12 protein-coding genes are annotated in these 15,056 nt (G+C 39.0%); 11 read left to right on the forward strand and 1 reads right to left on the reverse strand.

The window, feature by feature from the left end; genetic code table 11:
- The first annotated feature begins 29 nt into the window (after positions 1 to 29).
- The 11 genes from GVK91_RS18345 to GVK91_RS18395 all read left to right on the forward strand — a co-directional run bounded on the left by GVK91_RS18345 (position 30) and on the right by GVK91_RS18395 (position 12,622).
- Positions 30 to 1,355 carry a hypothetical protein gene (locus GVK91_RS18345; RefSeq protein ID WP_153847491.1) on the forward strand — a complete coding sequence of 442 codons (1,326 nt, stop codon included), beginning with the start codon at positions 30 to 32 and terminating at the stop codon, positions 1,353 to 1,355.
- Between the two features lie 8 nt (positions 1,356 to 1,363).
- Entirely contained in the window at positions 1,364 to 1,993 is a 630-nt protein-coding gene (lptC, locus tag GVK91_RS18350; RefSeq protein WP_153847492.1) for an LPS export ABC transporter periplasmic protein LptC, read from the forward strand.
- Between the two features lie 293 nt (positions 1,994 to 2,286).
- Entirely contained in the window at positions 2,287 to 4,392 is a 2,106-nt protein-coding gene (locus tag GVK91_RS18355) for a SurA N-terminal domain-containing protein (protein ID WP_159730664.1), read from the forward strand.
- A gap of 61 nt (positions 4,393 to 4,453) precedes the next feature.
- Positions 4,454 to 4,975 (forward strand): DUF2480 family protein, encoded by a 522-nt coding sequence (locus GVK91_RS18360; RefSeq protein WP_075990973.1) that lies wholly within the window; start codon positions 4,454 to 4,456, stop codon positions 4,973 to 4,975.
- 118 nt (positions 4,976 to 5,093) lie between these two features.
- Positions 5,094 to 5,879, forward strand: a complete 786-nt coding sequence (locus tag GVK91_RS18365; RefSeq protein ID WP_153847495.1) for a DUF3108 domain-containing protein — start codon at positions 5,094 to 5,096, stop codon at positions 5,877 to 5,879.
- Positions 5,880 to 5,884: 5 nt separating this feature from the next.
- A complete protein-coding gene (locus GVK91_RS18370; RefSeq protein WP_046672325.1) occupies positions 5,885 to 6,448 on the forward strand; it encodes a DUF3109 family protein in 564 nt (187 codons plus the stop codon).
- Positions 6,449 to 6,498: 50 nt separating this feature from the next.
- Complete coding sequence (locus GVK91_RS18375) at positions 6,499 to 7,470, forward strand: polyprenyl synthetase family protein (protein ID WP_159730666.1); 972 nt, start codon at positions 6,499 to 6,501, stop codon at positions 7,468 to 7,470.
- A gap of 1 nt (position 7,471) precedes the next feature.
- Positions 7,472 to 8,524, forward strand: a complete 1,053-nt coding sequence (locus GVK91_RS18380; protein WP_159730676.1) for a TerC family protein — start codon at positions 7,472 to 7,474, stop codon at positions 8,522 to 8,524.
- 268 nt (positions 8,525 to 8,792) lie between these two features.
- Entirely contained in the window at positions 8,793 to 9,980 is a 1,188-nt protein-coding gene (locus GVK91_RS18385) for an aminopeptidase C (protein WP_159730678.1), read from the forward strand.
- 111 nt (positions 9,981 to 10,091) lie between these two features.
- Positions 10,092 to 11,330, forward strand: coding sequence for a thioredoxin family protein (locus GVK91_RS18390; protein ID WP_159730680.1), 1,239 nt, complete (start codon positions 10,092 to 10,094; stop codon positions 11,328 to 11,330).
- Between the two features lie 53 nt (positions 11,331 to 11,383).
- Positions 11,384 to 12,622 carry a thioredoxin family protein gene (locus tag GVK91_RS18395; RefSeq protein WP_159730682.1) on the forward strand — a complete coding sequence of 413 codons (1,239 nt, stop codon included), beginning with the start codon at positions 11,384 to 11,386 and terminating at the stop codon, positions 12,620 to 12,622.
- Between the two features lie 130 nt (positions 12,623 to 12,752).
- On the opposite strand, the gene GVK91_RS18400 is transcribed toward GVK91_RS18395, so the two are convergent.
- A complete protein-coding gene (locus tag GVK91_RS18400; protein ID WP_159730684.1) occupies positions 12,753 to 14,876 on the reverse strand; it encodes a prolyl oligopeptidase family protein in 2,124 nt (707 codons plus the stop codon).
- Between the last annotated feature and the right edge of the window lie 180 nt (positions 14,877 to 15,056).

Consider the following 15,056-nt stretch of genomic DNA (forward strand, 5'->3'; position numbering starts at 1 on the left):
CATTAGTTTCTCAATTTTATAGATTGACCATGCAGAAACGCTTTACAAGCTCTCTAAGAAATAAATCACTCCAACTGTTGTTAGCAGGTGGAATTTTAGCTAGTTCTACTACCGCATTTGCACAAAAAACGACATCCGCATCACCTTATTCTCAATTTGGACTTGGTCAGATGCGTGAAGATTTATTGCCACAATATAGAGGGATGGGAGGTGTCAATACCGCTGTCCGGAGAATCAATGGCGTATACAATACCAACCCAAGCAATCCTGCATCTTATTCTGCAACACAGTTTACAACCTTTGATGCTGGTTTATACGGGAATTACACGCAGTTGAATTCGACGACCAGATCCGATAATACCGCGGATTTTGCCTTTAGCCACATTACCATGACTTTCCCAATGAAACGATTTGGTGGTATCAGCTTGGGTATCCTTCCCTACTCAGATATAGGCTATCGGACATCTTCAGCTGGAACAGTAAATTCTGATCCCTATACGAAAGTTTTCACGGGCGAAGGTGGTTTAACTAAAGCCTATGCCGGTTGGGGGGTACGCATTGTAAAAGGTCTGAGTATTGGTGCCAATATGTCTTATCTATTTGGAACCTTAAATGATTATAGCCGTGTTGAGTTTTTACCTACATCCGGAGCATTAAATACGCAACAACAAAATAAACGTGAAATCCAGGGGATTATCTTTGATTATGGCCTGCAATACGAACAACCTTTAAATAGAGAATATTCGTTGATCGTTGGTTATTCAGGATCGCTAAATAATGACGTCAAAGAAAGAGCAACAATTTTTAATACAAGAGTTACACCTTCAACGGATCCAGACAACCAAAATATTCCTTTGGATAGTACCTATATTTCAGACCGTAGCAGCAGGCATTTGACGCTTCCGTTGAGACATAACGTAGGTATTACCCTTGCACGTAATAACCGATGGTTAATAGGAGCCGACTTTAAATATGCCGATTGGTCAAGATTTCAGACAAGAGCGGGTGAAAACGAACTAAGGAAGAATTACGGCGTAGCGATTGGTGGTCAGATAACACCAGATGTTACTTCGCTCAAATATTTGAACCAAGTAGACTATAGAGTTGGTTTCAGGTATAATAAAACACAATATTTCTTAAGCGACCAGAATATCAACGATATGGCGGTTACTGTAGGCGTAGGCTTGCCATTGGCAAGAAATCAATTTTCAGGGGCCTTCTCTAAAATAAACTTCTCTGCAGAATTTGGCCAAATGGGCAAAATCAGCAATAGTCTCCTACGTGAGCGTTATATTAACTTTAATATCGGCTTTACCCTAAATGACCGCTGGTTTAGAAAACCTCCTTTAGATTAATTAATACGATGGTACGCAAGACATTTGCTTCATCCATATTCCAAAATATATCGCCCCTAGTAATATTATCTTTACTAGGGGCGCTCTCATTGACCTCTTGCGAACCGGATCTAAAAGAGGTGGACCGCCTTGCTAACATGAAAAAGGAAGAGGCGGTCGACATTTCACGTCATGTCGATATTATCTATAGCGATTCCACACGGGTGAAAGCGAATCTCACAGCGCCCGAAATGCGTATCAAACACGATAGCACCGAAGTATACGAATTTCCAAAAAGCATAAAAATCATCTTTTATGACGACAATTTAAAGGAAACTCAGCGAATCACTTCCGACCACGCCATTCGAAGGGAAAAAGAAAAGACGACCACCTTTACAAAAAATGTGGTGGTAACGATGGCCGACGGTTCTATCATCAAAACAGAAGAGATCATCTATGACGAAAGTAAAGCCGATAGCAACAGCAACATGACCTTTTATAATCATGTTCCCATTACGGCATTCTTTCGAGATAATCGCGGCAACTTACAAGGTTCATCATTTACTTCGGACAAGGATTTTAAACATGTCAATATTGCTAACGCAACCGGCTATACCATCGTTACCAACAATAACCTATTCCCCTCGCTAGGTAAATAGCTATGTACAGGCCATAAATCGGATTCAGGTTTAGTTTAACAGCCGGTATGGATCTGACAGGATGGCTTCAGCCAGTTTATTTATACGATTAAGTTACTCAAAACGAATCGTTTGAACTAAAAGAGAACAAAAAACTCCGCTTTATACAAATAGTTTTCAAATTTGTTTTGCTACATTCAGGAAAATATTCCGTTTTTTTTTATAAAAATTGTATCTTGCACCGCATTTTGCTATGCTATGCATAAATTAACGAAATACAAGTATTTACACAATATAAACACAATAAGCAGACTATGGGATTAATGGGCTTTTTGCGTAACAAAGCTGGCGTCATCTTGACCGCGGCTATGGCTATCGCAATTTTAGCATTTTTACTAGGCGATGTCGTTCGAGGAGGAGCTCCTTTTTGGGCGAGACATCAAAATCGTGTAGGGGAAGTCAACGGAACTGAAATTGAATATCCTGCGTTCAGTAAGCAAGTTGAACAAACAGAGGAAATGTTCAAACAACAAATGGGCGGTGCAGTTACCCCTCAAATGCGGACCTACGCTGTTCAACAAGTATGGAATCAATTTTTGTCAAGAGAGATCTTGAAAAAGGAAATTGAAAAAATAGGTTTGACTGTCGGTAAAGACGAATTAAATGATTTAGTACAAGGCAACAACCCTTCGCCTCAAATCGTTCAAGCCTTCACCAACCCACAAACAGGACAATTTGACCCGAGTCAACTTCGTGCTTTTATTAGCCAAATGAACACATCAGGCAACCAACAAGTGGCTGATCAATGGGAAGCACTACTGGAAGGCGTTAGAGATGAGCGTTTAAGCAGCAAATATGGCGAATTGCTTTCCAATAGCGTATATGTTACTTCTTTGGAAGCAAACGAAGAATACCAAGAGCGTAATAAACTAGCAGACTTCAAATACATTCTTTTAGATTACGCTTCTATTAAAGATGCTGATGCTAAATTGACTGATGCAGATTACCAAGAATATTATAATGAACATAAAAGTATGTTCAAAACACAAGAGGAAACACGTGCGATTCAATACGTAATGGTAGATGCAAAACCTCTTGCAAAAGATTCATTGGCCGTAAAAGAGACCATCAATAAATTGAAACAAGATTTAATCGTTGCCAAAGATGACTCTTTATTTGCTTCGATCAATTCAGACAACAAATTTCCGTTTACTTATGTAAAAAAAGGACAGTTGAGTCCTTCTTTGGATTCAGTTGTATTCAATGTGGCAGCCGGAACAACAGTTGGACCTTTCTTAAACAACAATGCGTTTGAAATCGCGAAAGTTGTTTCGACGATCGTAAGCCCTGACTCTGTGAAAGCATCACACATCCTGTTGGATCCTACTGCCGAAGGTGGAATGGATAAAGCATTGGCGAAAGCAGATTCTATCAAAGGTTTGATTCAAAAAGGAGACAATTTCGCAGCATTGGCAGTTCAATTCAGCAAAGATCCAGAGAGCAAAACCAACGGTGGAGAGCTGGGTACTTTAACAAGAGGCCGTATGGCTCCAGATCTTGAGACAGCCATCTTCGAAAGTAAAACAGGCGATATCAAAGTTGTAAAATCACAATATGGTGTCCATGTCATTAAAATAGAGAAACAATCAGGTAGTTCAAAATATGCTAAAGTTGCCATCATTGACAAAGTGATCAACAGTGGAAAAGAAACGTTGAACAATGCGCATAGCAAAGCAACAGCATTCTTATCTGCAGCTACAGCACAGAACTTTGCTCAAGAAGCGAAAAAACTTGGTCTAGAAGCAAAAACAGCCTCACGCGTAACAGCGATGGACAATGTACTAGATGGTGCCGAAGCTCCACGTGATTTAATCAAATGGGCTTTCGAAGCTAAAAAAGGTGAAATTTCAGATAAAGTATTTGAGACTGAAACCTCATATATCTTAGCAAGCCTGGTCGACATACAGCCTAAAGGAACCCTTTCCTTGGATGCTGTTAAGAAAGATATTGAACCTGCAGTAAGAAATATGGTTAAAGCTAAAATCTTGAAAGATAAATTTGACAAGGCTTTAGCAGGTACATCTTCTATTGATCAAGTTGCACAAAAAGTCGGTAAAGCAGCTATTCACGTTGAAAATGTTGTCTTCGCAAATCCAGTTATCCCTGGTGTTGCATTAGAAAACAAGGTAGTTGGTACTGTTTTTGGACTACAGCCAAACAAACCTTCCAAAGCTATTGAAGGTAATACAGGTGTATATGTTGTACAAGTGAATGGTTTTACCAATCCTGCCGCTATTTCGGATATCAACGGACAAAAGAAACAAATGCTTGCAGCTAAAGCACAACGTGCTTGGGGATCTATTTTCCGCGCATTACAAGACAAAGCTGAAATCATTGACAATAGAGTGAAATTCTTTTAAAAGATTTTTAAGTAAATTTGTAGCCGGACGAATTATCGTCCGGCTTTTTTTTGATGTAAATATGGATATTCAAACAAATATTGTCAACAAAGTTGCGCAAAGTGGGTTAGTCACAGTTGACTTGGCCAACTACCATCCTAAAGCAGACAATGTAGTATATGATATTAAGGATAATCTCTTCCATGGCTTGATTCTTAAAGAAAAGGACTTCCGCGAATTCATTAAGACACACGACTGGTCGCAATACGCGGGTAAACATGTCGCCATTACGTGCACTGCCGATGCTATTGTCCCGACTTGGGCTTATATGTTATTGGCCAACAAATTGGAGCCCTATGCAACGACAGTTATTTTTGGGGATTCAGAAGAGTTATTGCGCATTCAGTATGCTGCGGCAATTGAACAGATTGACATGGAACAATTTCGGGATCAACGTGTCGTTGTGAAAGGTTGTGGCGATACTTTTATTCCAGAGTCTACATTTGTACAGTTTACGGTAAAACTAAGTAAGGTGGCAAAAAGTATTATGTACGGTGAACCCTGTTCTACAGTCCCGGTATTTAAGCGGACACAGCCTAAATAAATCAGCTCAGAAATAAGTATAAGTCATCGTCCATGAACGTCTCATTAACTCCAAAAGTTAAATTTATTTGAATGAAATTAACATTTCTTTTTCAAACAAATTTCGTAAACTTACGTACATGAAACTTATATCGACTTTGCTCCTTTACTTATCCGTTATCGTAAGTACTGCTTTCGCTCAAGATTTACCGCATTTAAAAGAATCGGCATTTAAAGGTGGTGAGAAATTAAAATATAAACTCCGTTATGGCTTTATTTCAGCCGCCACGGGGACATTAACCGTTGAAGATACCAAGGACGGAGCTGGAAACCCTTCCTTTCATCTATACGCTGCCGGCAAAACAGCTGGCGCCTTTGCGATATATACCGTAAAAAATGAATACAACTCGTATATCAACAGCAAAACATTTTTACCGTATTATTATACAGAGAACATTCGTGAAGGTGGATATAGACGGAATGATAAGGTGCGCTTCAACCAGGAGACAAATAGCGTTGTAGGCAATAAAGGGACTTTCAATTCGAAGGTAGATCAGACTTTCGACTTGCTTTCTTCCTATTATTTCGCCCGTAATTTAGATCTGTCGACTGTTAAACCAGGAGAATCTTTTAAGCTGACTTATTTTTTGAATGATGAGATTGCCACCTTAGGCATACAATATATTGGAATAGAAAAAATAAAAACGGAATTAGGCACATTAGAATGTCTCAAATTCAGTCCTGAGATTAAACCGGGACGTATCTTTAAAAAAAATAGCAAGCTTTATCTGTGGGTAACCAACGATGGCAACCGTATTCCGGTCAAAGCCAATGTAGATATTCTCATCGGCTCGGTAACATTAGAATTACTCGAAGCCAGTGGATTAAAATACAAATTGGGACAAAAAGCAAGCTACTCAAAATAATTAGAATGATTGAAGTAGGAAATGTATTGGTACACGAAGATCTAATCAACAATGACTTTGTGTGTAATTTATCAAAATGTAAAGGAATCTGTTGTATTGAAGGCGATTCAGGCGCCCCTTTATTGGAGAGTGAAAAGGCTATATTGGAGGAAATTTATCCCAAAGTAAAGCCCTATATGACCGAGAAAGGCATTGAAGCGATTGAAGAGCAAGGGAAGTATGTTGTCGATGTTGATGGCGATCTAACCACCACCTGTGTCGATGGAAATAAAGAATGTGCTTATGTGACCTGGGAAAATGGCATTACAAAATGTGCTATCGAAAAGGCGTACGAACTTGGTGAGGTCCATTGGCGCAAACCCGTTTCGTGTCACCTCTATCCTATCAGGACAACACATTATCCCGAATTCGACGTACTTCACTATGACCGTTGGCATATCTGTAAAGATGCATGCTCATTTGGCAAAGAATTACAGGTGCCTGTATTTAAATTTTTAAAGGATCCTCTCATCCGCACCTATGGTGAAGAATGGTACAAAAATCTTGAGAAAGCAGTCGAAGAGTTGTAACAAAATCACTATCTTTAAGCTTTAACTATTTTGGTATTTCACCCCAATTCATGTCAAAATTAAGAGAGATCCAACGCCCTATTGCCCACGAACTTGAGGCTTTTGAAAAAAAATTCAAAGCTTCAATGAAAAGCTCCGTCCCCTTGTTGGATCGTATTACACAATACCTGATCAAACGTAAAGGCAAACAAATGCGGCCTATGTTTGTGTTCTTTTCTGCTGGTATATGCAACGGCATTAATGAGTCCACCTACCGAGGAGCTGCTCTTGTAGAATTGTTGCATACCGCCTCACTCGTACATGATGATGTAGTGGACAATTCCTACGAACGCAGAGGTTTTTTCTCCATCAATGCATTATGGAAAAATAAAATCGCTGTTTTGGTGGGTGATTTTCTGCTGTCTAGAGGCCTGCTCCTTTCTGTAAAACATCAGGATTATCACTTGTTAAAAATTGTATCGGAAGCTGTGGATCAGATGAGCGAAGGTGAATTGCTTCAAATCGAGAAGGCCCGTAAACTGGATATTGAAGAATCTATTTATTTTGAGGTCATACGGAAGAAAACAGCTTCCCTGATTGCCTCTTGCTGTGCCTGTGGATCGGCTTCTTCCAATGCAGATCAGGAAACAATAGATAAGCTCCATCAATTTGGTGAAAAAATCGGAATTGCATTTCAAATCAAGGACGATTTATTCGACTTTGGGTTAGATGATGTCGGCAAACCGCTCGGCAATGATATCAAAGAGAAGAAAATGACCTTACCGCTAATCTATGCCTTGAATCAAGTGACTTCAAGTGAAAAGCGTAGAATCATTAATTTGATTAAAAACCATAATGAAGATACGCACAAAGTGGCCCAAGTCATTGCCTTTGTCCGCCAGAGCGGAGGGCTCGAATACGCTACAAATAAGATGCTGGAATACCAACAAGACGCTTTCCGGATTTTGGAAGACTTTCCCGACAGTGAATACAAAGCGGGGTTGGAGCAGCTGGTAAAATATACAACAGAAAGAAAAAAATAAAATGAGTCACGAATTAATGTTTTTTGGCGGATTCCTCATCTTTATTGCACTTATGCTCGCAATAGATCTAGGCTTATTCTCCAAAGGCGACAAGCCTGTTAGCCTAAAGATGGCTAGCATCATGAGCGCCATCTGGGTCTTATTCTCATTGGGTTTCTATTGGCTTCTTCGTCACTATGGATTTGAACTACACAACATCCATGACTTGGACCACCTTCAGGAAATCATTACCAAACACCACCATGATATTAAAATCATTCCGGGTGATTTAGCGGCGAGTCTCGAGCTCTACAACAAAAATCTTGGTCTGGAATATCTCACCGGTTACGTTGTGGAATATGCCCTATCCGTAGATAATATCTTTGTGATGGTATTATTATTTACATCTTTTGGGATTCCGGAGCGCTATTACCATAAAGTTTTGGTATGGGGAATTTTGGGCGCAATCATTATGCGTTTCTTATTTATTTTCCTTGGCGCTACCCTGATTGCTAAATTCGGCTGGATTCTATATGTTTTTGGTGCTTTTTTGGTCTTTACAGGGGTAAAAATGTTTATCAACCGTAACCAGGAAGAAGAAGTAGATCCACAAAACCACCCAGTTGTTAAATTCGCTTCCAGATACTTTAAGGTAACACCAAAATTAGATGGCGGGCACTTCTTCCATGTAGAGAACGGAGTGAAATATATGACGCCACTATTTCTTGTATTACTGGTCATAGAATTTACGGATTTGATTTTTGCTGTGGATTCTATCCCTGCAATTTTCTCGGTTACCAAAGATGCCTATGTTGTATTTTTCTCCAATATTTTTGCCATACTTGGATTGCGGTCTATGTTTTTCCTTTTGGTCAATATTATCCACAAATTCCAATACCTCAAAGTCGGTTTAGCATTTTTGCTGGTCTTCATTGGTTTAAAGATGCTGCTGCATCACTGGTTGGCCGAATTAGGTTTTACAACAACACATTCGTTGATCGTTATTGTTGGCATACTTGCGTTGAGTATCATTGCTTCGCTGCTTTTTCCAAAAAAGCCTTCACCGGCTGATTAAGCGATTATTGACAACCTACCGGTGGTCATTGTTCGACAAGAAACACCAGTAATCAGCGCTAAATTATAAACGATACAAAACACCATGGTCAGAAAAAATTTCTGACCATTTCTATTTGATGTTATCGCTTCTTACATATCCTATTCTCCAACAAAAGATTAGCAAAAAAATAGTAGATTTTTAAGAACAATTATTTTACAGAGGAATTTACCTTACTAAATTTAATTTATTTAATTTAGCACCACACTAAATTAACAAAATACTAACAATGAATTGGAATAAAACGATTGTACTAGCTGCTTCACTTTTCGCAGCTTCATTCCAAGTACAAGCACAGGACAATTTGATCAATGCACTAAAAGCAAATCAAAATGACAATAGCAAATCTGGATTTACATTTACTGAAGTTATCAATTTAGGTAACACATCCATCAAAAACCAAGGTTCATCAGGTACTTGTTGGTCTTATTCAGGTAATTCTTTCCTGGAGTCAGAGATGATCCGTATGGGTAAAAAACCAGTTGAGATCTCCCAAATATATACTGCGCGCAATACGTACTTAGATAAAGCACGTACTTATGTTCGCCTTCATGGTGGATTGTCATTGGGTGAAGGTGGTCAATTCCATGATGTTTTGAACTCATTCCGTAAATACGGTACAATGCCGCAATCTGCTTACACAGGTCTTCACTACGGTACTACACGTAACAACTTTGGTGAAATGACAAATATGTTGGATGCGATGTTAGGAGCAGTAGTAAAAGGCAAAACATTAACTACAAACTGGGAGAAAGCATATACCGCAGCGATGGATTCTTATCTTGGGGAAGTACCTGAGAAATTTGATTACAACGGTAAATCCTATACACCACGCACTTTTGCAGATCAGGTAATCGGAATCAATCCGGATGATTACGTAGGTATTGCTTCGGTAAGTGACCATCCATACTACAGCCAATTCGTATTGTTGATTCCTGACAACTGGTCATTCGACCGTTTCTATAATGTTAAGATGAACGATTTAACGGACATCATCGACAATGCTTTACAAAAGGGTTATACTGTAGCTTGGGCAACTGACGTATCAGAAAAAGGGTTCTCTTGGAAAAATGGTGTAGCTTATGTACCAGAAAAACCTTTCGAGGAAATGACAGATCAGGAAAAGTCAACGATGTTTGTTGGTCCTAAACCAGAGTTAAAAGTAACAGCGGAAGAAAGACAAAAAGCTTTCGACAACTGGCAAACTACAGATGACCACGGTATGCATATTGTAGGTCTTGTAAAAGATCAAAACGGAAAAGAGTATTACATCGTTAAAAACTCTTGGGGCACAACAAATGACTATCATGGTTATTTATATGCATCAAAAGAATTTGTACGTTATAAAACAACTTCTTTGATGTTACATAAAGACGGTCTAACAAAAGATTTAAAATCGAAGATAAATATCAAATAAGCGATTTATCCGTCCACGAAAACACCTCTGAAATTAATACTTCAGAGGTGTTTTTGTTTTCAGATTAATTTAATAACTTAAACATAATTATGAATCTTTTGTTGAGTGAGTATGAGAAGTATAATCGCGTTATGTCTTACAATTTTATTCGGGAATTTGGCTCAGGCCCAGACTAAGGGGGTGAAATTTGTAGAAGGGTTGAGTTGGAAGCAAATAAAGGAGCGGGCACAAGCTGAGAACAAGTTTATCTTTGTAGAGCTATTTGCAACCTGGTGTGGCCCTTGCCAATATATGAGCAATGAGATCTTTCCCTTAGAGCAGGTGGGGCAGCCAATTAATCAGAACTTCATTAGTGTCAGGGTACAAATGGATTCCACAGAGTCCGACAATGCCAATGTCAAAAAATGGTATGCCGATGCGCGTGCTATTTCCAATGAATACAACATTCAATCCTTTCCCACATTTCTTATCTTTAATCCCAATGGGCAAGTGGTACACCGAATTGTCGGTGCAAGTGATGCTCCCGAATTTGTCGGTCATGTGATGGATGGACTATATCCCGAAACACAGTATTACACGCTGTTAAAAAAATTCGAGAAAAGACCTCAAGATATTTACACTGCCAAGCAGATGCTGAAAGCAGCGAATATCGCTTACGATGAAAATACAGCACGAAGGGCAGAAAATACTTTAGCAAATTCGTTGGGCACAGATGAGTTATTCAAAAAAGAAAATGTCCATATTTTATTGGCAGCTGCTAAATTCACCAATTCAAAAGCTTTCAATCTTATTCGCAACAATAAAGAGAAAATTGATATTCTATTAGAGTCACCAGGTATTGCCAACCGCACACTGGCAAATGTTGTCGTCAACGAATTATTTCAGATTAAAATAGATGCCAAACATGAACCCAACTGGGATAGTTATCAAAATGAACTTGCTGCAAAATATCCAGACATCGATTTCGTCCCGATGTTCAAGAAGATAAAAGCACACTATTACCTTCAGGTGAAGAATTATATAGCCATGAAGAATACCATCAATGATTACCTTTCGTCAGAAGATTTTACTCCACACCAATTAAATACCTTTGCCTGGACTATTTTTAACAATAGCAGTGATGCTGCATGTATTGAATCCGCGTTAAGCTGGAGCAAGAAATCCATCATTGAAGATCCAAGCAGTGCATTCTTGGATACCTATGCAAACCTACTCTATAAGAAAGGAGAAAAAGAAAAAGCCATAAAGTGGCAAAACAAAGCTATTGAAATGGCCAGTGAGGACGATCGTCCTATCTATCAAGAAACACTGGACAAAATGATGAAAGGAATAAAAACTTGGGAGAACTAACCTTATCCCGACCAATGTGAACGATTAAATTAAAAATCTAAAATACCGACATTATGAAAAAATTGATTTTAATGCTATTTCTAATTCCTACCCTACTATTTGCGCAAAGCGAGGGGGTCAAATTTGAGCATGGGCTCAACTGGAGTCAGATTAAGGAAAAAGCGGCTAAAGAAAACAAATTCATTTTTGTAGACTGTTTTACAACCTGGTGTGGCCCTTGTAAATATATGTCGAGTACCATCTTCCCACAAGCTAAAGTAGGTGATTTCTTCAATGCGAAGTTTATCAATGCAAAAATTCAGATGGATAAAACCAAGAATGACAATGAAGATATAAAATCATGGTACGAAGAGGCCGACCGTTTTGCCAAAGATTATAAAGTTAGGGCATACCCAACTTTTCTGATCTTTGATTCAAAAGGTACCCTTGTGCATCGTATCGTTGGTGGCGGTGAAGCGGACGATTTTATAGCGAAAGCACAAAAATCACTTGATCCAAATACACAATATGAAACGCTATTAGCAAAATTTAATGCCGACCCAACTAATGTAAACATTGCCAAAAGTATGGCTATGGCAGCCAAAGAAGCTTATGATCAAGAGACACAGGCAAAAGCGGAAGGAGTCGTATTAGCGTCCTTGACTACAGATCAAATCTTTACAAAGGAGAATATCAGTTTATTACTTTCGGCGGCGAATGTTGTCGATTCTAAGGCTTTTAATTTAATCAAAGATAACCCTGCTAAATTTGACGCCGTTAGTGAAAAAGTAAAAGCAAATGACTTCTTGTCCCAGCTGTTGGTTAGCAACGCCGTAAATACCAAAATCCAGGCAAAGGAAACGGTTGATTTCGCAAGCATAGAAAAAGAATTGGCCCAAAAATATCCAACTGTCAATACAGAAAAAGCAAGTCTCGAAATGCAACCACGTTATTACAGTTATACCAAAAATTACCCGGGCTTAAGAGATAGCTTCAATAAATATATTGCAAAATATGGGTCGACCATCACAGCCGCAGAACTGAACAACATGGCTTGGTCTATTTTTGAAAACTGCAATGATCCTGCCTGTTTAAAAGCAGCAGCGGAATGGAGTAAATTGTCCAATGAGAAAGAAAAAGATGCGCCGATGTATCTAGACACTTTTGCAAACATATTGTATCGCCTTGGAGAAAAAGAAAAAGCTATTAAAACGCAAGAAAAAGCAATTTCACTGATCACAGATGCTACCCAAAAAGAAGAATATGTAGCGACCTTACAAAAAATGAAAAAAGGTGAAAAGACTTGGCAATAAGAAGATATTCTAATCGTCGATGAATAAAAAATCCGCGGTCAATAACTTGATCGCGGATTTTTTATTCATTGCTCTACAGACAGTGCTTTGAACCAACAGATAATGCTTTGAGCATTGGAAAACTGTCTACTTATTTTAATTCTTTGACCCCCATATTCCAGAGCGCGAAAGCATATTTATCAACTGTACTATTGATTAGAACTTCTGTTGACCGTCCAGCACCGTGGCCAGCTTTTGTCTCAATACGAATCAATACTGGGTTATCACAAGCTTGCTTTGCCTGCAGTTCGGAAGCAAACTTGTAGGAGTGCGCCGGTACCACCCGATCATCATGATCTCCGGTAAAGACCATCGTTGCGGGGTAACAAACTCCAGATTTCACATTATGCACCGGAGAATATGCTTTCAGATAATCAAACATTTCTTTGCTATCACTGACCGTACCATAATCATAGGACCAACCTGCACCAGCTGTGAAGGTATGATAACGCAACATGTCCAAAACACCAACCTCAGGCAGTGCGACCTTGGCGACTTTGGGATCTATTGTCATTGTTGCCCCAACGAGCAAGCCACCATTGGATCCCCCCGATAAAGCAGTATACTCGGGTGATGTATAACCATTCTCCTGAAGATAATGTGCCGCGGCAATAAAATCGTTAAACACATTCAATTTGTTGAACTGTCTACCGCCATCATGCCATTTCTGACCATATTCACCGCCTCCGCGCAAATTCGGAACAGCATAAACACCACCATTTGCCAACCAAACCGCAACGGAAGTACTAAAGGCAGGTGTCAAGCTGATATTAAAGCCGCCATAACCATACACAATCGTCGGGTTTTTCCCATTCAAGACAATCCCCTTTTTGTACGTAATAATCATCGGAACCTTAGTACCATCTTTGGATGTGTAGAAAACCTGTTTCGATTCATACTGATCGGAATCAAATTTCACCTTAGGTTTGATATAAAGTGTAGACTGACCAGAATTTACGTCAAACGTATAACTTGAAGAAGGTGTAATGTAATTTGAAAAACCAAAATAGATTTCTTTTTCCTTTTTCTTACCCGAAAAGCCACTCGCCGTACCCACACCAGGCAATTCTATTTGCCGAATCTTTTTACCTGTATAATCGTATTGAATCACAACCGAAACGGCATCTTTCAAATAGTTTGCAAAAAGATAGCCCCCACCTGTACTGATCGAAAGTACATTTTCAGTTTCTGGAATAACATCTTTCCAGTTTTCCTTGGCAGGATTCTTCAAATCAACTTTTACCAAACGGTTGTTGGCAGCCTTGTAGTTCGTCTCCAATAAGAAACTATCCCCAATATTGTCAACGACACCTGTATTTGCATCAAAATGATCTTGTAGGCAGACAATCTTGCCATTCGGCTGATTGAGATCTTGGTAATAAAGTTCATTTCCTGTTGTCGTATTTGCAGCGGAAATAATCAGGTAACGTTGATCGTCTGTTAATGAAGCTCCTACATAACGTCTCGGTGTTGCAGGGCCACCAAAAATCAATTTATCTGTAGATTGGGCTGTTTTAAGTTTATGGTAGTATAATTTATGTTGGTCTGTTTTTTCAGAAAGTTCAGATCCCTTTGGCTTATCGTAACTCGAGTAATAAAAACCATCATTTCCTTTCCATGCAATACCGGAGAATTTGACATCCATTAGCGTTTCACCTACAGGCGACTTATCCTTGGCATTCAGTACAATGACTTTCCGCCAGTCTGATCCTCCTTCAGAAATAGAATAGGCGACTAAGCTGCCATCCTTTGAAAACGAAACATCGGCCAATGAAGTTGATCCATCTTTCGAGAATGTATTTGGATCCAAGAAAACTTCTTCTCCTCCCGTCTCCCCTAGTTTACGATAAAGCACAGCATGTTGCTGCAAACCGTTATTCTTAAAAAAATAAGTATATGCACCTTCCTTAAACGGAGTCCCTATTTTTTCATAATTCCATATTTCGGTTAATTGATCTTTTAATTTTGTACGGAATGGAATTGCATTCAAATAGTCAAAAGTCACTTTATTCTCTGCCTGTACCCAGTTTTTTGTCTCAGCTGAACGATCATCCTCCAACCAGCGGTAAGGATCTGCAACCTTTTCACCCCAAAATTCATCCACGACGGTTCCTTTATTTGTCTTCGGATATGTCAACTGTTGTCCATAACCGGTCGTCGCCGTACCTGCCATACCTATCATCATTAGAATAAGGCCAAAATTTTTGTTTATCATAAAAAATCGTCTACTTGTTTCAACCAACCTAAGTTTTATTCACTTAGCATCTGAAAATTCAATTTGAGTTGAATATAAATAAATTTATCGATCTCTTATCTTAAAATATACGATACACCTGCATTTTTTTACTCACAACAACCTATCCAACAACATTATACACATATTTCTTCGCGGTAT

The sequence above is a fragment of the Sphingobacterium sp. 18053 genome, assembly GCF_902706145.1.
Taxonomy (GTDB): Bacteria; Bacteroidota; Bacteroidia; order Sphingobacteriales; family Sphingobacteriaceae; genus Sphingobacterium; species Sphingobacterium paramultivorum.